This is a genomic window from Acinetobacter sp. WCHA39, from assembly GCF_002165385.1.
GTDB lineage: Bacteria > Pseudomonadota > Gammaproteobacteria > Pseudomonadales > Moraxellaceae > Acinetobacter.
The window spans coordinates 94576-112541 of the sequence record NZ_NHRP01000007.1; the positions used below are offsets into that span (position 1 = coordinate 94576).

Annotated in this window: 18 protein-coding genes; 14 read left to right on the forward strand and 4 right to left on the reverse strand. The window is 38.6% G+C overall.

The features are described 5' to 3' along the window. The first annotated feature begins 63 nt into the window (after nt 1–63). From CDG56_RS05425 to alr, 13 genes are all read left to right on the forward strand, one after another. Entirely contained in the window at nt 64–825 is a 762-nt protein-coding gene (locus tag CDG56_RS05425; RefSeq protein WP_005215378.1) for an RDD family protein, read from the forward strand. A gap of 300 nt (nt 826–1125) precedes the next feature. Continuing rightward, nucleotides 1126–2181, forward strand: coding sequence for a ubiquinol oxidase subunit II (cyoA, locus tag CDG56_RS05430; RefSeq protein WP_087536105.1), 1056 nt, complete (start codon nt 1126–1128; stop codon nt 2179–2181). A gap of 3 nt (nt 2182–2184) precedes the next feature. Next, on the forward strand, nt 2185–4176 hold the full coding sequence (gene cyoB / locus CDG56_RS05435) for a cytochrome o ubiquinol oxidase subunit I (RefSeq protein ID WP_087544275.1): 1992 nt from the start codon (nt 2185–2187) through the stop codon (nt 4174–4176). A gap of 4 nt (nt 4177–4180) precedes the next feature. Beyond that, nucleotides 4181–4801, forward strand: coding sequence for a cytochrome o ubiquinol oxidase subunit III (gene cyoC / locus CDG56_RS05440; RefSeq protein WP_087544273.1), 621 nt, complete (start codon nt 4181–4183; stop codon nt 4799–4801). Next, a complete protein-coding gene (locus tag CDG56_RS05445; protein WP_087536102.1) occupies nt 4801–5130 on the forward strand; it encodes a cytochrome o ubiquinol oxidase subunit IV in 330 nt (109 codons plus the stop codon). Before cyoC ends, CDG56_RS05445 begins: the two co-directional genes overlap by 1 nt. A gap of 10 nt (nt 5131–5140) precedes the next feature. Then, nucleotides 5141–6019 carry a heme o synthase gene (gene cyoE / locus CDG56_RS05450; protein WP_087544272.1) on the forward strand — a complete coding sequence of 293 codons (879 nt, stop codon included), beginning with the start codon at nt 5141–5143 and terminating at the stop codon, nt 6017–6019. 87 nt (nt 6020–6106) lie between these two features. Next, the gene (locus tag CDG56_RS05455; protein ID WP_087547179.1) at nt 6107–8218 is read left to right on the forward strand and encodes a hypothetical protein; all 2112 of its coding nucleotides are present in this window, start codon (nt 6107–6109) and stop codon (nt 8216–8218) included. Between the two features lie 9 nt (nt 8219–8227). Then, nucleotides 8228–8962: a DUF3142 domain-containing protein gene (locus CDG56_RS05460; RefSeq protein WP_087547180.1), complete on the forward strand. Its 735-nt coding sequence runs from the start codon at nt 8228–8230 to the stop codon at nt 8960–8962. 128 nt (nt 8963–9090) lie between these two features. Beyond that, nucleotides 9091–9474 (forward strand): 30S ribosomal protein S6, encoded by a 384-nt coding sequence (gene rpsF / locus CDG56_RS05465; protein ID WP_004654408.1) that lies wholly within the window; start codon nt 9091–9093, stop codon nt 9472–9474. Between the two features lie 11 nt (nt 9475–9485). Beyond that, nucleotides 9486–9713 carry a 30S ribosomal protein S18 gene (rpsR, locus tag CDG56_RS05470; RefSeq protein ID WP_000090661.1) on the forward strand — a complete coding sequence of 76 codons (228 nt, stop codon included), beginning with the start codon at nt 9486–9488 and terminating at the stop codon, nt 9711–9713. A 12-nt stretch (nt 9714–9725) separates the two neighbouring features. Continuing rightward, nucleotides 9726–10172 carry a 50S ribosomal protein L9 gene (rplI, locus tag CDG56_RS05475; RefSeq protein ID WP_004912185.1) on the forward strand — a complete coding sequence of 149 codons (447 nt, stop codon included), beginning with the start codon at nt 9726–9728 and terminating at the stop codon, nt 10170–10172. A 181-nt stretch (nt 10173–10353) separates the two neighbouring features. Next, entirely contained in the window at nt 10354–11799 is a 1446-nt protein-coding gene (gene dnaB / locus CDG56_RS05480; RefSeq protein WP_087536098.1) for a replicative DNA helicase, read from the forward strand. Nucleotides 11800–11858: 59 nt separating this feature from the next. Next, on the forward strand, nt 11859–12929 hold the full coding sequence (alr, locus tag CDG56_RS05485) for an alanine racemase (RefSeq protein ID WP_087547181.1): 1071 nt from the start codon (nt 11859–11861) through the stop codon (nt 12927–12929). A 46-nt stretch (nt 12930–12975) separates the two neighbouring features. Here alr and CDG56_RS05490 read toward each other — a convergent pair whose 3' ends face one another. The 4 genes from CDG56_RS05490 to CDG56_RS05505 form a co-directional block, all read right to left on the reverse strand. Continuing rightward, nucleotides 12976–13710 (reverse strand): proteasome-type protease, encoded by a 735-nt coding sequence (locus tag CDG56_RS05490; RefSeq protein WP_087547182.1) that lies wholly within the window; start codon nt 13708–13710, stop codon nt 12976–12978. Between the two features lie 17 nt (nt 13711–13727). After that, entirely contained in the window at nt 13728–14507 is a 780-nt protein-coding gene (locus CDG56_RS05495) for a transglutaminase family protein (protein ID WP_087547183.1), read from the reverse strand. Then, nucleotides 14504–15106: an alpha-E domain-containing protein gene (locus CDG56_RS05500; RefSeq protein ID WP_087547184.1), complete on the reverse strand. Its 603-nt coding sequence runs from the start codon at nt 15104–15106 to the stop codon at nt 14504–14506. The genes CDG56_RS05495 and CDG56_RS05500 overlap by 4 nt, the downstream gene beginning before the upstream one ends. A gap of 85 nt (nt 15107–15191) precedes the next feature. Then, complete coding sequence (locus CDG56_RS05505; protein WP_087547185.1) at nt 15192–16742, reverse strand: circularly permuted type 2 ATP-grasp protein; 1551 nt, start codon at nt 16740–16742, stop codon at nt 15192–15194. A 212-nt stretch (nt 16743–16954) separates the two neighbouring features. Between CDG56_RS05505 and CDG56_RS17150 the strand changes: the two genes are divergently transcribed. Next, nucleotides 16955–17956: a helix-turn-helix transcriptional regulator gene (locus tag CDG56_RS17150; protein WP_087547186.1), complete on the forward strand. Its 1002-nt coding sequence runs from the start codon at nt 16955–16957 to the stop codon at nt 17954–17956. The last annotated feature ends 10 nt before the right edge of the window (nt 17957–17966 follow it).

The window sequence follows — 17966 nt, forward strand, 5'->3', positions numbered from 1 at the left end:
TTTTTAAAAAAAGGCCCTTTCGTAGGGTCTTTTTTCATCTTTAGTCATTGAGAATTTTTAATTATGCAAATTTACTTGGCTCGTAATAACCAACAAGCTGGACCTTATAGTTTAGACCAACTGAACCAAATGCTTTCTAGCCAACAAGTATTACTTACAGACTTGGTTTGGCACGAAGGTATGAGTGAATGGAAAACTCTTGGCGAACTCACTCAAGGAAAACTTGTCTACGAACCTGTAGGTTATTCATCATTCAATCATCAAATTAACAATCAAACTGAGCAGTCAACTTTTAAAATTAAAGTTGAACAAAAAACATCTGAACTCGCCTCATTTCATTCTCGTGCACTCGCTAAGGTGATTGACTTAACACTTTGGCTTCCGATGGCTGCTATACCATCTTTTTTCTTTAACGAAAGCCAGTACACAGAATTATTTAAAATTCAAAAGCAATTACAAGCAAGCCAAGTCGCTTCAAGTGAAGCAGTTGAGTTGCAGCATCAACTTATGCAGCTTATTCCAAATGAAGCATGGATGAGTATTTTTGTTTACTTGATCCTAATGCTGATGCTGCAAGCTTTTTTAATTGCGAAGTCTGGACAAAGCATTGGTAAAAAAATAACCAAAATTAAAATCGTAGATGCTGAAACACATACGGCAGTCAATACGATTAGAGCTTTTTGGTTGAGAAGTGCTTTATTTATCATTCTGAATTTATTGTTTATGCCATTTATTACCATTATCGATTATGCTTTCTTTGCATTTAATAAAAATCGCCAAACTTTGCACGATAAATTGGCAAAAACTAAGGTCGTAAAGCAATAATTTTTAATTAACTAAGCAAAAGAGGATTTATTCCTCTTTTTTGCTCTATAAAATTGATATTTATAGAAAAAACACACATTTCAACAACAATTCCTACAAAATAAATCAGGTTTCAAAACAAGTATTTCTGACTGTGTTAGATGTAGCTTAGTTTTTCAATATGAGGCATAATGCCCAACAACGTAGCGGTGTCGCATGATTGCTAAGCATTTCACAAAAAATTCTTATCAATCATGCGACACTTTAATCGCTATCCCATAATTTAAATTAGGGAATGGGACTCTTCACCGAGGTTGTAAAATGAGACAAACGATTTTAGCTGTATTGTCTTTATCAACGATGGCTGCGCTCTTGACAGGGTGTGGCGGTGATATGGTACTACTAAACAATAAAGGTCCAGTAGGTCAAGGTCAAAGTAGCCTGATGATGACTGCGATCTATCTAATGCTATTGGTGGTGATTCCATCAATTATCATGGCATTATGGTTTGGTTGGCAATATCGCGCATCGAATAAAGATGCAGACTATAAACCTACTTGGGCACACTCTACGACAATTGAGATCGTTGTTTGGGGTGTTCCTGTCATTATTATTGGTATTTTAGCTTGGTTAACTTGGTGGGGTTCCCACAAGTACGACCCTTACCGTCCGTTAGAGTCAGATAAAGCGCCTTTAACTGTTCAAGCCATCGCTGAACAATTTAAATGGATTTTTATCTATCCTGAGCAAAACATTGCAACGGTAAACGAAGTACGCTTCCCAGAAAAAACGCCTGTAAGCTTTAAGATTACTTCTAACTTTACGATGAACTCGTTCTTCATACCACAGTTAGGTGGTCAGATCTATGCAATGGCGGGTATGCAAACTCATCTTCACCTTTTAGCAGATGAACCAGGTGTATTCCGTGGTTTCTCAGCTAACTATTCAGGTTACGGTTTCTCACAAATGCGCTTCAAGGCACATAGTGTAACTGAACCAGAGTTTGCACAATGGGTAGAAGCTGTTAAAGCGGGTAATGGTACAAGTATCAATGCTGAAGCAATTCAAAAAGGTACACTTGACCAAGCTGAATTAGCGACACTTAAAGATGGCGATCGTTCTAAACATCAGATCGAAATTCTTGTAAACCGTGCTAAGGCTGCTGGTGATGAAGAAGCACTTGCTAAAGCTGAAGCTATGAAACCGTTCCCGAACAAGCCACACCCTGTGACTTATTACTCTTCAGTTGAGCCAAAATTGTTTGAAACAATTATCAACCACTACATGAGTAATTATCACGGTGCTGACCACTCTGCTGCTGGACATGCAACAGCAGAAACTCATGCTGCAGCTGAACACGCTGCTCAAGGGGAATAAGACATGGATATGATTTTTGGCAAATTAGGCTGGGATTCTATTCCAACAGAGCCGATTGTACTCGTTACCATGGTCATGATGGCTCTTGGTGGCATTGCAGTTCTAGGCGGTATTACCTATTTCAAAAAATGGGGATACTTATGGAACGAATGGTTCACATCAGTAGACCATAAGAAAATTGGTATCATGTATATCATCGTATCAGTAGTCATGCTTCTGCGTGGTTTCGCCGATGCGATCATGATGCGTTTACAACTTTTCCTCGCTAAAGGCGGTGGTGAAGGTTACTTACATCCAGACCATTACGATCAGATCTTTACAGCACACGGTGTAATCATGATCTTCTTCGTGGCTATGGGTCTCGTTGTAGGTATGATGAACATTTCTGTTCCATTGCAAATCGGTGCTCGTGACGTAGCATTCCCATTATTGAACTCTTTAAGCTTCTGGTTATTTGCGGGTGCTGCTGGTTTGATGATGGCTTCACTTGTTTTAGGTGAATTCGCTGCGACTGGTTGGATGGCATACCCTCCTCTTTCAGGTATCCAATATTCACCAGGTGTAGGTGTTGACTACTACATTTGGGCACTGCAAGTTTCAGGTTTAGGTACGCTTTTATCTGGTGTTAACTTCTTTGTTACCATCATTAAAATGCGCGCACCTGGCATGAAATTAATGGACATGCCTATTTTCACATGGACTTCACTGTGTACGGCTGTATTAATCATTGCATCATTCCCTGTATTAACAGGTACGCTTGCAATGCTTACTTTAGACCGTTACTTCGGTTTCCATTTCTTCACTAATGAGCTTGGCGGTAGCCCAATGCTTTACGTGAACTTGATCTGGACATGGGGTCACCCTGAAGTATATATCTTGGTATTACCAGCATTTGGTTTATACTCAGAAATCGTTGCAACCTTCTCTCGTAAAGCGTTGTTCGGTTACAAGTCTATGGTGTATGCAACTATCGCGATTACTGTACTTGCGTTCGTTGTATGGCTTCACCACTTCTTCACCATGGGTGCTGGTGCGAACGTTAACGCGTTCTTCGGTATCATGACCATGGTTATTGCGATTCCTACAGGTGTGAAAATCTTCTCTTGGTTATTCACGATGTATAAAGGTCGCATCACCTTTACTACTCCAATGTTATGGACGCTTGGCTTCCTAGTAACATTCGGTATTGGTGGTTTAACTGGTGTACTTATGGCTGTTCCGCCTGCGGACTTCCTTGTACACAACTCACTCTTCTTGATCGCTCACTTCCATAACGTAATTATCGGTGGTGTGGTGTTTGGTATGTTTGCTGGCATCATCTTCTACTGGCCGAAAATGTTTGGTTGGAAGCTCAACGAAGCATGGGGTAAAGCTGCGTTCTGGTTCTGGTTCTTCGGTTTCTATTTTGCATTCATGCCACTTTATATCCTTGGTTTCATGGGTATGACTCGTCGTTTGAATACATATGACAACCCAGAATGGGATCCATACTTAGCGATCGCATTATTTGGTGCCGTTCTTGTTGCTATTGGTATTGCATGTTTCTTAATGCAAATCATCGTTGGTTTCTTACAACGTAAAGACAACATGGACTACACAGGCGACCCTTGGGATAGTCGTACACTTGAATGGTCTACGTCATCTCCTGCTCCATTCTATAACTTTGCACATGTACCAGAAGCTAGCGGCGTTGACCGTTTCTGGACTGACAAAGAAAATGGCGTAGCATATGCACGTAACACTAAATATGAAGACATCCACATGCCGACTGATCGTGCTGCTGGTTTTGTCATTGCAATGTTCATTACTGTTCTTGGTTTTGCATTGATCTGGCATATTTGGTGGCTAGTCGTTGTTTCATTCGTTGCTTCAGTTGTTAGCTTGATCGTAAGCTCATTCACTAAGAATGTTGATTACTACGTACCTGCTGCAGAAGTTGAACGTATTGAAAATGAACGCTATGCGTTACTTGAAAAACACTTGAAGAAGGACTAAGGAAATGGCTGAAGTACTTCATCACGACAACCACGGTCATGACGGTCATCACGAGCACGATGACACAGACTTAACGGTCTTTGGTTTCTGGACATACTTGATGAGTGACTTGATTCTTTTCGGATCACTCTTCATTGCGTTCGCTGTATTAAGCAGTCATATTCCGCCTGGTACTCCAAGTGCGAAAGATCTTTTTGGTGATTCTTTAGGTTTTGTATTAACCGAAACTTTTGCCCTCTTGATCTCTTCGGTAACATTCGGATTTGCAGTTCTTGCATCTTATAAAAAGAATGTAAACCAAGTGATTACTTGGTTATTCATTACTTTCTTATTTGGTGCATCGTTTATTGGTATGGAAATCTATGAATTCCATCACCTTGTACATGCTGGCCACGGTCCGACTCATAGTGCATTCTTATCAGCATTCTTTACTTTAGTTGGTACACACGGTATTCACGTAACTTCTGGTTTAGTGTGGATGTTAGTATTGATGTATCAGATCAAAAAGAATGGTTTGACACTACCGAATACACGTCGTCTTGCTTGCTTAAGCTTGTTCTGGCACTTCCTTGACATCGTTTGGATCTGTGTATTCAGCGTCGTTTACTTACTGGGAGTTCTCTAATGAGTGGTCATGACCATAATGCTGCAGGTGCATCACACGGTAACTTTAAGCAATACACTGTTGGGTTTATCCTATCTGTTATCCTCACCATCATCCCATTCGGGATGGTGATGTCGGGCGGATTTAGCCGTGGCATCTTAGTTACTGTTATTGCAATCGCTGCTGTTGCTCAGGTAATCGTACAACTTGTGTATTTCTTACACATGAATACATCATCTGAACAACGCTGGAACCTTATTGCATTTATCTACACAATCTTATGTATTGCTGTACTTCTAGTCGGCTCTGTGTGGATTATGAATTACCTACACTACAACATGATGATCTAAACTGATTGTCATGTGGAAAAAGTATTTATTCCTGACTAAACCAGGAATTCTCTTTGGTAATTTTATTACCACCTTGGGCGGCTTCTTTTTAGCCGCCCAAGGCTCTATAGACTTCCTCTTATTATTAATTACATTACTTGGAACAACTTTTGTGGTTGCTTCTGGTTGTGTAGTCAATAATGTTATTGATCAAGACATCGATCAAAAAATGCAACGCACAATGAATCGTGCTCTTGTTAAGAAAACCATATCTCCTTCTATTGCAATGTTTTATGCTCTTGTATTAGGTGTGATTGGTTTTAGCATGCTCTGGTTCTATGTGAATGCCTATGCATTTTTATTCGCAGTCATTGGTTTTGTCGTCTATGTCGGTTTTTATAGTTTGTGGACAAAACGTACCACGATCCACCAAACCGTGATTGGTAGTATTTCTGGAGCGAGTCCACCTGTTATTGGTTATACGGCTGTAAGTCATCATTTCGATATGGCTGCTCTTCTCATTTTTATTGCATATGCCTTATGGCAAATGCCGCATTCATGGGCAATTGCGATTTATCGTTTTGAAGATTACAAAAACGCAGGTGTGCCTATTTTACCTGTTGCACGTTCTATTCATAGAACTAAAATCGAATCGCTGATCTATGTGATTTTATTCACTATTGCGATGAATGCTTTGTATATATATGGATATACCAATATTATTTTCTTGGTCATCTGTAATGCACTTTGTATTTACTGGTTTTACATTGGTATTTTAGGATTTAAAGCTGAAGATGATCAGCTTTGGGCAAAACGCTTTTTCCTTTTTTCAGTAATCTTAATTACTGTGATTAGTTTGAGCTTTAGCTTTACATTTAAAAGCCCTGCACCCTTCCTCCCTATTTTTTAAAAAGATAGAGACTTCTCTGTCTTTTTATTCCCCACTTCAGTTGTTATCATTTCGTGCAATAAAAACATTTCACCCTTTATTGCCTAAATGAAACTACAAAATAAATTTATATTCAAATCAATTGTCTATTCTTCGCTTTCACTGGTCATTTGCTATAGCCCAATCACCTATGCTGGTGTAGAGCAATTTTGCGAGCCAAACCTTGCCATAAATGACAAAAATTTAAACGGCTGTAGCAATCTTCCTGTGTTATATCCAGCAAATGATAGTCAAACCAATATGACATTATTACTCAGCGACTTAGGGCTTGCGACAATTAAGCCGATGACAGCTGATGCCAATTTATGGGATGCGGTATATGGAACGGTACCTTTTGATGCAGCGAATCTGTCATCTCTGACTCAGAATAAATTGCCAAATCAAAGAAAACGATTAGAAAGAAATGACACCGTTTTTGACGAACGTTGTACGAGCTTTGATTCAGGTAATCAAACTTTTAATACACAAGTACAAAATAATAAAGCGATTCCAAATCTAGAAAAGCAAATTTTGATTTCTGAACGCAAGAAAATGAATCAGTGTGGTGACAAAATTGAATTGATTGCGATTAATCCAAATTGGTCAATCACAACACGTCAATATGCTTCTTATTTAAATGCGAGCATTCTGTTTTATAATAGCAATTATTCAGCAGCGACCAAAATTTATACGGTATTAAGTACTGTTGAGGATACATGGCTAAAAGAAACTGCACTATATATGCTGATTCGTACCAGCCTCAACTCAGCCTATACAACAGGTGTGGATCAATATGGTGATGTATATCTGGACAATATCAATCAAAATTTACTTAAACAATTTTTAGATCATATTACGGTTTATTTAAAAGCCTATCCAAATGGGCAATATATCGCGAGTGCGCGTGGTTTTATGCGTCGTGGTTTTTGGCTTTCAAAACGCCAAGATTTATTGGTTAATGAAATTGTCTGGCAACTTAAAAATCCGACATCAAAATTTTATAATTTGGAAATGAGTGAACTTCCCGCCGAAATTGATCGCCGAGTGTTCGATAGCTCAGCTTTTAATCTGAGCAATCTAAAAGACCCTTTCTTTTTGGCAGTATATGATTTGATGCATATGCGTGAATCGAATTCTGAGAATTATCATTCGATTTCTTGGGCACAACTGAATGCACAAAAAGATTTTTTCAGAACCCAGCCTGAATTATTTCAGTATTTACAAGCTGCTCACTTATTTTTTGTTCAAAATAAAGCTCAAGAAGCTCAAAATTACTTAGCTAAAGCAAATGCTAAAAATGGTAGTTATTTGCAGTTAAGCCAAACTTTTTTGAGAGGACAAATTTTAGAAAAAATTGGACAACCTCAAAATGCTGAAGAATATTGGCATCAGGAACTTACACAGGCCAAAGACAGCTATCAACGTAGTTTATTTGAAACAGCATTATCCAACCATTTGGCAATAAAACAGGACTATTCAGCATTTATTGGAAAAAAAGCTCAAATTACTCAGCCGAACCTGCAGAGAAATTTTATTACTCAAATCGCAAATACAAACAGTTTGCAAAAAATTATTCAATCTGATCAAAGCAATATCAATCAAAAACAAGCTGCGATCTACACCCTTCTGAGTAAAAGCTTAGTACATCAACAATTCGAATTGTTTAAACAAAGCTATGCTTTTATGCCCAAAAATGCCATGCAATATAAGGGTTATAACAGTGGCAATGAACAATTGAAGAATAAGCCAGATTTTTCTAATTTCATTTGGAATGGAGCACACATTACACCACACCTAAAATGCTCAAATTTAGAGACTTTAGTTAATCAATTGGCTCAAGCACCTAAAGATTCATTATTAAATGTTTGCTTAGGAGAATATTTCCGTAGTGAACAAGGTTATTCACTACAACAGTTGGCTTATGGTGAACAGCAACAATCCAGTTTTTCAGGAAAAATATTTTCCCGTGGTCAGGTATATAAAGACATTCTAAAATCATCCAGTAAAGATGATTTACACGCCTATGCCTTATATCGTTCGATTCAATGTTATGCACCCAGTGGAATCAATGATTGTGGTGATGCAGAAGTGAGTAAGCCAGTTCGTAAACAATGGTATGACCAGATCAAAAGAGACTATCCAAACAGTACTTGGGCAAAATCACTTAAATATTATTGGTAACTTTTAGCCATGAAGTTGCTTAAAACGGTTTTCTGTATTTTTCTGGTTTTTAGCCTGAATGCCTGCCAACCGACACAATCAGCAACTTCAAAAGTTGATGCCAATGATTTTGCTTCTTTCTGGATTTGGGGTGATATTCAGACAACCCCTTATCTGGTTCATGCGAAGGAACTGTATATTTTACAAGGTGAAATCCGTTATTCCAAATCAAAACAGATTTCAACTTTCACACCGCAAGGCGTATCCATACTGAAATTACCCCGTCAGAAAATTTGGTTAGTTTTTCGCACACATCATCTGGCTTGGAACGAAAAAAACTATCAAACTGTTTTCAAACGTTTAGAACATTGGAGAAATCAAGGGAATCAAGTTCAGGGAATTCAAATTGATTTCGACAGTCGAACCCATGATTTAAAAGAATATGCCCTTTTTCTAGAAAGTTTCAGAAAAAGACTCCCTCACTCTTATCAACTTAGCATTACAGGATTACTGGACTGGACAAATTTTAAGGATCAGAAAACTTTAACTATTTTGAGAAATAATATCAGTGAACTTGTGATCCAAACCTATCAAGGTACAACCACCATTCCCAATTACCCACAATATTTAAAACGTATCTCTGCAATGCAACTGCCTTATAAAATCGGTTTTGTACAAAATGGGTTACGTCAAAATAGCTCAAACGATTTTAATGACCCTCATTTTAAAGGCTATATCATCTTTTTACTTCGATCTAAAACATGAATTTACTTGCGATTTAAATGAAATGTGTCTAAAATCCCAGCTTCGCAATTTGCGACATAACTTTTTAGTTATGACTCCTTGCTTCTGACTTTTTAGTTGGGGGCTGCTTAAACCGTAAGGAGCTGACAATGCGTCACTACGAAATCGTACTATTGGTACACCCAGACCAAAGCGATCAAGTTGTAGGTATGGTTGAACGCTATATCTCTCAGATCAAAGAAGCTGAAGGTCAAATTCACCGTTTAGAAGATTGGGGCCGTCGCCAATTGGCTTACCCAATCAACAAGATTCACAAAGCACACTACATTCTTATGAATGTTGAATGTGGTCAAACGACTCTTGATGAGTTAGAAGAATTGTTCCGTTATAACGATGCAATCATTCGTAACATCATCATCCGTCGTGAACACGCAATTACTGAAGAATCTTTACTTGCTAAGAGTGCTGAAGAGAAACGTGCGCGTAAAGCTCAACGTGAAGAAGCACAACAAGCAATTCAAGAAGCTGAATAAGGAGAACCTCAATGGCACGTTTTTACCGTCGTCGCAAGTTCTGCCGCTTTACAGCTGAGAATGTTGCGTACATCGACTACAAAGATATCGACACTTTAAAACAGTACATCACTGAAAACGGCAAGATTGTTCCTAGCCGTATTACAGGTACTAAAGCTCGTTATCAACGTCAATTAGCGTTAGCTATTAAACAAGCTCGCTATTTGTCTTTGATTCCGTACACTGACAACCATAAGTAAGTGAGGTGAGCTGTGGACGTTATCTTATTACAACGCATTAAGAACCTTGGTAAATTAGGCGACAAAGTATCAGTTAAAGCTGGTTACGGTCGTAACTTCTTGATCCCTCAAGGTAAAGCTGTAGCTGCAACTGAAGCAAATACTGCTGCATTTGAAGCTCGTCGTGCTGAACTTGAGAAACAAGAAGCTGCTATTTTAGCTGCTGCGAATGCACGTGCTGAACAATTGAACGAAGTAAATATCGTTATCACTGCGAAAGCTGGTGATGAAGGTAAACTTTTCGGTTCTATCGGTACTCGTGATATCGCTGACGCTTTAACGAACGCTGGTCTAGCAGTAGATCGTGCAGAAGTTCGTTTACCAAACGGTGCGCTTCGTCACACTGGTGAATTCAACATCGCAATCCAATTGCATCATGATGTTGTTGCTGAAGTTCTCGTTACTATCGTATCTGAGTAATTTCTGCAAAGAAAAGAGCATGTTTTTACATGCTCTTTTTTTATGCCTAAAATTTTATATTTTAGTACACCCTACTTTTCCAGCAATTAAACAATTTTCTTCCAATTAAATTCTCCTGTCTGCGTCCATTTGGATTAAGATAGTCAGTCGTTACAGTTTCATCTTTTTATTAGGTCTTGTTATGTCACAGGCGAATGCCAATTTTACGAAAAATTCTCCAAACACAGAGAGTAAAGTGAGTGACTCAGGTCAATTAAAAGAATTTCGTACACCACCGCACAATCTCGCAATTGAGCAAGCTGTGCTAGCGGCATTAATGACGGTTGCCGAATCATTTGAACAAGTTAGCGATTTACTGAAAGAAAATGATTTTTATGCAACACGTCATAAATATATTTATCGTGCCATCGAAAAACTAGCGCAAGAAAACTCGCCTTATGATGCTGTATTGGTCAATGATTGGTTACTCAAACAAAACCTGCTTGATGCAATTGGTGGTGAAGAATATTTAATGCAATTGATGGCAGATTCACCTTCAAGCTTTTACAATCTTGAAATCTACGCCAATAAAATTAAAGAATTTTCAACACTACGCGCAATGATTAAAGTCAGTAGTGATATTTTGCAAAATGCTTATGACACCAAAGGTCGCCCTGTCAGTGAAATCCTAGATTTAGCCGAAACCAGTATTTTCTCTTTGGCCGAACAGCATAATAATAACAAGAAAGATTCAGGGCCAAAATCGATTAGCTCTGTCACTGCTGATGTGATTTCTAAACTCGATGAACTTTCTAAATTAGACGGCAATATTACAGGTTTAACCACAGGTTTCTTAGAGTTAGATAATAAAACCTCAGGTATGCAACCTGGGGATTTGATTATTGTTGCAGCCCGTCCTTCGATGGGTAAAACCACCTTCGCCATGAACTTAGTTGAAAGTGTACTGCAATACAACCGCTTACCTGCTCTCGTATTCTCAATGGAGATGCCAGCAGACTCGATTGCTATGCGTTTGATCTCAGCAATGGGTAAAGTCCATCAGGGTCATCTACGTTCAGGTAATCTCGATGCAGATGAATGGACCAAAGTCACAGGAACTATTCTTCAATTACAAGAAATGCACCTCTATATTGATGATTCCTCTGCCCTACCACCAACTGAACTTCGTGCACGTGCGCGACGTATTGCCAAAATGCATGATGGAAAAATCGGCTGTATCATGGTCGACTACTTACAGTTAATGAAAGTGCCGGGTATGGGCGATAACCGTGTGGGTGAGATTTCGGAGATTTCTCGAAGCTTAAAAGCACTAGCTAAAGAAATGCAATGCCCTGTCATTGCCCTGTCTCAGCTTAACCGTAGTTTGGAGAACAGACCAAATAAACGCCCTGTCATGTCAGACTTACGTGAATCAGGCGCAATCGAGCAAGATGCCGACTTGATCATGTTTATTTATCGTGATGAAGTCTATAACAAAGAGTCTAAAGAAGCTGGTACAGCCGAAATTATTATCGGTAAACAACGTAATGGTCCAATTGGTTCAGTTCGTCTTGCCTTTGAAGGTCAATACACTCGCTTTAGTAACCTTTCACCTGAGTTCTATGCTCAATACGATGACGAGGAATAATCCCTCGGTTATTGATCTGCCTTAAAAACTTTCCATGTCGACCCAAAGGAGAAATCAGGGTGCGCCAAGCAACAGTTTATATTGATAGTGATGCACTACAATATAATTTAAACCGCGTTAAACAACTTGCTCCACATTCACAAATTGTTAGTATGGTCAAAGCAAATGCTTATGGACATGGAGTTAAAGACTGTTTAGCCGCCTTGGATGCCACAGACGCCTTTGGTGTCGCCTGTTTAGAAGAAGCTTTAGAGATCAGGCAACTGGGATATTCTCAACCCATCACTTTGATTGAGGGCATATTTTCAGAAGACGAAATGCAACAAGTAATTGAGCACAAACTCGAATGCCTGATTCATCAAAGTCAACAAGTTGAATGGTTGATTCAGCATAAACAAGCTTATAATGCCTTGGGCTTAAAAGTGTGGGTAAAGCTAAATAGCGGAATGAACCGTTTAGGCTTTAAAGTGACTGAAATTATCGATGTCATTCAACGTTTAAAATCAGAAGGCTTTAGCTGTGTCCTTACTATGCATTTTGCCAATGCAGATGCCGATCACCCTTTAAATGAACAACAAAAGCAACAATTTCTCCATGTCAAAGAAGCATGCGCCCCTATCTTAGCATCATGCTGTAACTCCGCTGCGATCTATAAATATCCTGAATTGCATTTCGATTTTGTTCGCCCAGGTATCATGCTTTATGGTGCAAGTCCATTTGCTGACAAAAATGTAGATGAACTCGATTTAAAGCCTGTAATGACCTTTAGTGCAGAAATTATTGCGCTTAATTCTATTCAACAAGGTGAATCTGTAGGTTACGGTTCAACGTTTACAGCAACACAGCCTATGAATATTGCCATTGTCTCAATTGGCTATGGTGATGGTTATCCAAGAGCATATATCAAACCAAATTTTGTGGCGATTCATCAGCAGTTAGTTCCCATGATCGGACGTGTCAGCATGGATATGATTGCGATTGATGTCACTCATATTCAGGCAGAGATCGGCACTAAAGTCGAGCTTTGGGGCAAATCTCGTTTGGTCGATGATGTCGCTGCGGCAAATGGCACGATTGGTTACGAATTATTATGTCGGTTAAGTAATAGACCCATTCGAAAAGTGATTTAAAACAGATAAAAAATCCAAGCCTTTGCTTGGATTTTTTCTTATATGATTACAAACCATAATCAGCCGTAGGCTTTGGCAACTCTTGAAGTCCACGGCGTAAGGTTTCAGACCATTGCTTACTAATCTGAGTAAAATAAGGATCATCTTCTCGGATGCGTTTCCCTTCAGGAATTTTAAAACTATCTTTATGATAAACCAACGCGTCTAAAGGCAATCCGACAGAAACATTAGACCTTAATGTTGAATCAAAAGAGATCAAACTGCAACGTAACGCATCATCTAATGGCATCGTATAGTGCAGTGCACGATCTAAAATTGGCTTTCCATACTTACTTTCACCAATCTGGAAATATGGGGTATCGGTAGTCGCACAGATAAAATTACCTTGTGGATAGACATTATACAGTTGCATTTCCTCACCCTGTATCTGCCCACACACCAAAATACTACACGAGTAGTTCATCTGTTCCTGAGTATCAGTCGTAACATCCTCGAGTACCTTACGCAAAGTCTTTCCAATTAATTCAGCAACTTCAAACATGGTATTTGCGCTATATAAATTTGGCTCTTGATGTAATGCTAAAGCATTTTGTAAATGACCAATAACGGCTTGTGTTGTTGCTAAATTACCTGCTGTTTGCAATGCAATAAAACGCTCACCTTCAACACCAAAGGTATGTAATTTACGAAATACAGAAATATGATCGACCCCTGCATTAGTTCGAGTATCACTAATCAATACCAAACCTTGCTCTAATCTTAATGCACAACAATAGGTCATCTCTTCTTCTCTTACCTTCAACAAGCCAAAACTTGAACCGTAGATATCATACTTTCCACCCCACCTTGCTCACGGATACCTCGAATTGGTGCAACATCTAGATAATCACGACCAACTGCGACATAAATATGATTTTTTGGGGTAAATATCTGGTTACTTACATCGAAACAATACCACTCATTTTCTACAAAAACCTCAGCCCATGCATGACTGGCTAGGTGCGGTTGATTTGCATCATATATATAGCCAGACACATAACGAGCTGGTAAATGTAATCCACGGCACATTGCAATTAAAATATGTGCATGATCTTGACATACACCTTGTCTTGCATGAAATGCATCAATTGCAGAAGTCGTCACTGAGGTGGTCTCAGGCTGGTACTGAACTTGTTGTAAAATTTTCTCAGATAAAAGTATTAAATGCTTACGATCTTTTACTTTGACCACCGCCTGAGCAAAATCAAGCATACTTAGATCGCAACACGTCATCATAGAACGCTGCAAAAAAAGCATTGGAGAAACATCCGCTTCTACATAGCCAAGTTCTGTTGCATATAAATCAACGACACCTTGTGCCATAATGGTCAAGTAGCGATATTCATGTCTCTGAGTTGCAGTGATCCATAAATTATTAAATGCGTCTCTTTGACATGAATATTGTCCCGGCACACTAATATGCCAGTTTTCTATGCTTTGATGCATAGAACTCTGCGGCATCATTTTAATCGATTGCACACTATTTCGAGCAACTTGCGTATAACGATAGTGCGTTTGATGATTCACCATGAGTTTCATGAGAATGCCTCAAATTGATTTTCTAACTTATAGGTAAAGGCATAAAACTGATTTAAATTAGGTTGCTCTTTTAGAATCTGCCAATTTGGCTGCAAGTCATCCCAACCTAGTTCAAATAACTGTTCAATAATCGGATCAATCGAAGCTATAACATCCTGAATATTATGTTGAAAACGGAAATGCGTATCAATTTTTTCAATACATTGTCCAACATGAAAGAATAAGAAAACATCGTTTTGTTCTGTTTTTAAAAGAGCACAACACTTCCCTACGACGGCTTGAATCTCTTCACCATCTGACACTGCATTTTTAATGATATGATTCAGCTCAGCATAGGTTTGAGCTGACAGTAAACCACGTAATTCTTGAATATTATCTCGAGCAATCTCAAGTTGGCTCAATAAAGAATAGGGTTGTTGATGATCTAGCATAAAATTATTTAGATTCTCAGCATCATCGATATGTAAACAAAGCGCTTGAGCAAAATCTGCTGCTTGTTCATCATCACAAAATGGCAAATGGCTAGCAACATGACCAATTCTAAATAAATAACGACCTAACCAATAAATATGATGAGCGCTTGAGCTAAGTAAAAGCATAAATTTCCTCCCTTATATATGATCAAAATCCCCAAAGTACGGCACTAGGCTAGAGACTTTGGACTAAAACTCTTAAGGAAAGCGTTCAAGAATGCAATGTTTCTACAACCCATGTATCTTTGATACCACCGCCTTGAGAGGAATTAACCACTAAAGAACCCGCTTGCATTGCAACTCGAGTCAGACCTCCTGGCACAATCTCAGTACGATAAGGCGAACTCAAAACGAATGGGCGTAAATCGATATGTCGTTCAGCAACCCCTTCGGACGTTAATGTTGGTGCTACAGAAAGTGCCAGAGTGGGTTGTGCAATATACAAATGTGGTGTTTCAATAATTTTTTGTCTAAATAGTTCAATTTGTTGTTGATCTGCTTGTGGTCCAATCAACATCCCATATCCACCCGAACCTTGTGCCTCTTTCACGACCAATTTTTCTAGATTACTAAGTACATAATCCAAGTGTTCTTGATCACGACATTGATATGTCGGAACATTACTTAAAATTGCTGTTTCACCCAAATAAAATTGAATCATTTTATCAACATAAGGATAAATTGATTTATCGTCAGCAACACCTGTACCTGGTGCGTTTGCAATCACAACATTTTTTTGCAAATAAGCCGACATCAACCCTGCAACTCCTAATGTACTATCAGGTCTAAAAGTTAACGGATCAAGAAAGTCATCATCGACACGGCGATAGATCACATCAACTTGCTGACGACCACGAATTGTTTTAACAAAAACTCGATCATTTTCAACAAATAAATCTCGACTCGTGACTAATGGCACATCCATTTCTCGTGCTAAAAATGAATGCTCATAATAAGCACTGTTAAAACGACCTGGTGTTAATACCACAATAAGTGGCTTATCCACATAAGCGTTCTCTTCTAAAATTGCTCTTAATAAAGTTGGGTATTGTTCTATGCCTTGCAAATTGTTACTGATGCACAAATCAGGCATTAGTTTTTGACTAATCTTACGACTCTCAATCATATAAGATACGCCAGACGGTGTTCTTAAGTTATCTTCAAGTACGAAGAAATCACCTTGACCATCACGAATAATATCAATACCGCTAATTTGTGAATAAACCTTCCCTTTAAGATAATGATTTAACATATGTGGCTGAAATGCTTCATGTGCAATCACTTGATCAGCAGGAATAAGCCCCTCTTTTAAAATATGTTGTCCATGATAAATATCATCCAAAAATGAATTGAGTGCTTTCACGCGTTGTGCACAACCTGATGAAATTTTTTCCCATTGTTTCTTTTCAATCACTCTTGGAATCAAATCATAAGGAATGGTTCGCTCAGCACCCTCTTGATTGCCATACACATTGAATGTGATTCCCTGATAAAGGAAATGTTGCTTCGCTTGATTCCCAAGTGTTCGTAACTCATCAAGGCTGCGAATACTCAACCACTGTTCAATTTTTTTCGAAGCTTGCGCATTAAAACTTTTGTCATCAAGCATCTCGTTAAAAAACTCAGATTTAAGCTGCTCAAACAAGTTTGTGCTGACACTAAGCTGTGGGATAAATGTAGACGAATGGACTGATACTGCTGCCGTTTGCTCTTGAGTATAATAATCCGCACTGGCATGTAGGTTGTGTTCTTGTTCTGACATAGAAACCTCGTCTCATCATTTATTTATATCTTAAATAAGCAATTTCAATGCCACCTATATAAAACGATTATTTTTTCATCAGGATTAAGATCATTCAATAAATCGACAGTTGTTTCAGTCGTAAATACGTAATCTCAAGATCTTGGGCTTGCTAAATAGTGCTAGTTTTTTTATTGTGTCTGCTTTAGACCATTAAATTACGTATTTCGCTTATGTCATCCGTACAAGAAAAAGAAACTTCCAATAGCCTTTATCGCCAATGGCAGATATTGTCTCGTCTTTCTACAGGGAAATGGATGGGGACACGTGAATTACAAGAAACATTACAACGTGAAGGAATCGAAATTAGCCTTCGAACCATTCAGCGGGATTTAAATCAGATTGCTCAACGCTTTCCCATTGAAAGCAATAAGACTGTACCGCAAGGTTGGCGTTGGTGTTCAGATGCACCCATCCAAAGCTTGCCACATATGACCAGCTCTCAAGCTGTCACCTTTATGATGGTAGAAGAGCATTTAAGACACTTACTTCCGCCAAGTTTACTTGAAGAAATGACACCTTGGTTTGATCTGGCAAAACGTAGTTTGTCTACACAAAACAATGTCAGACAATGGATCAATCGAGTTCGTATTGTTCCTGCTTCGCAACCATTAATCCCTCCGATGGTTGATAAACAAGCTCAACAAGCAATTTATGAAGGCTTACTACAAGATAAACAAATTGAATGTATATATCGAGCACGGACCAATTCAGGCGAAGATAAATCTTATATTTTAAATCCTTTAGCTTTGGTTCAAAAAGGTGCAGTAATTTATTTAATCTGTACCAGAAATGATAAAACTGAAGTACAAACTTTTGCCCTGCACCGTTTTAAAGCAGCAACTGTACTTGATAACCGTGCTCTACATCCCGTAAATTTTGATATTGATAATTATATCGAATCAGGCGCGTTGGGCTTCCGTGTAGATTACAGCAAACCGACCGAACAAATTCAGCTCAAACTAACGATGACTGAAAGTACAGCAAAAAGCTTTTATGAAAGTCAGTTAAGTAAAGACCAAAAGATTACGCCGTTAGAAGAAAATATTGTTGAGGTTAGTGCAACAGTCGCTTTTACCTCTCAACTGGTTTGGTGGTTACGTAGCTTTGGTAAAAAGTTACTCAATATTGAGCCAAGCGTTGTATATAATGCTGTGAAAGAGATAGAAGATTAATAAGGCAAAA

Excerpts from the sequence above, each read along its gene's own strand:
- CDG56_RS05425 (WP_005215378.1), top strand. The coding sequence starts at position 64 with ATGCAAATTTACTTGGCTCGTAATAACCAACAAGCTGGACCTTATAGT.
- cyoA (WP_087536105.1), top strand. The coding sequence starts at position 1,126 with ATGAGACAAACGATTTTAGCTGTATTGTCTTTATCAACGATGGCTGCG.
- cyoB (WP_087544275.1), top strand. The coding sequence starts at position 2,185 with ATGGATATGATTTTTGGCAAATTAGGCTGGGATTCTATTCCAACAGAG.
- cyoC (WP_087544273.1), top strand. The coding sequence starts at position 4,181 with ATGGCTGAAGTACTTCATCACGACAACCACGGTCATGACGGTCATCAC.
- CDG56_RS05445 (WP_087536102.1), top strand. The coding sequence starts at position 4,801 with ATGAGTGGTCATGACCATAATGCTGCAGGTGCATCACACGGTAACTTT.
- cyoE (WP_087544272.1), top strand. The coding sequence starts at position 5,141 with ATGTGGAAAAAGTATTTATTCCTGACTAAACCAGGAATTCTCTTTGGT.
- CDG56_RS05455 (WP_087547179.1), top strand. The coding sequence starts at position 6,107 with ATGAAACTACAAAATAAATTTATATTCAAATCAATTGTCTATTCTTCG.
- CDG56_RS05460 (WP_087547180.1), top strand. The coding sequence starts at position 8,228 with ATGAAGTTGCTTAAAACGGTTTTCTGTATTTTTCTGGTTTTTAGCCTG.
- rpsF (WP_004654408.1), top strand. The coding sequence starts at position 9,091 with ATGCGTCACTACGAAATCGTACTATTGGTACACCCAGACCAAAGCGAT.
- rpsR (WP_000090661.1), top strand. The coding sequence starts at position 9,486 with ATGGCACGTTTTTACCGTCGTCGCAAGTTCTGCCGCTTTACAGCTGAG.
- dnaB (WP_087536098.1), top strand. The coding sequence starts at position 10,354 with ATGTCACAGGCGAATGCCAATTTTACGAAAAATTCTCCAAACACAGAG.
- CDG56_RS05490 (WP_087547182.1), bottom strand. The coding sequence starts at position 13,710 with ATGACCTATTGTTGTGCATTAAGATTAGAGCAAGGTTTGGTATTGATT.
- CDG56_RS05495 (WP_087547183.1), bottom strand. The coding sequence starts at position 14,507 with ATGAAACTCATGGTGAATCATCAAACGCACTATCGTTATACGCAAGTT.
- CDG56_RS05500 (WP_087547184.1), bottom strand. The coding sequence starts at position 15,106 with ATGCTTTTACTTAGCTCAAGCGCTCATCATATTTATTGGTTAGGTCGT.
- CDG56_RS05505 (WP_087547185.1), bottom strand. The coding sequence starts at position 16,742 with ATGTCAGAACAAGAACACAACCTACATGCCAGTGCGGATTATTATACT.
- CDG56_RS17150 (WP_087547186.1), top strand. The coding sequence starts at position 16,955 with ATGTCATCCGTACAAGAAAAAGAAACTTCCAATAGCCTTTATCGCCAA.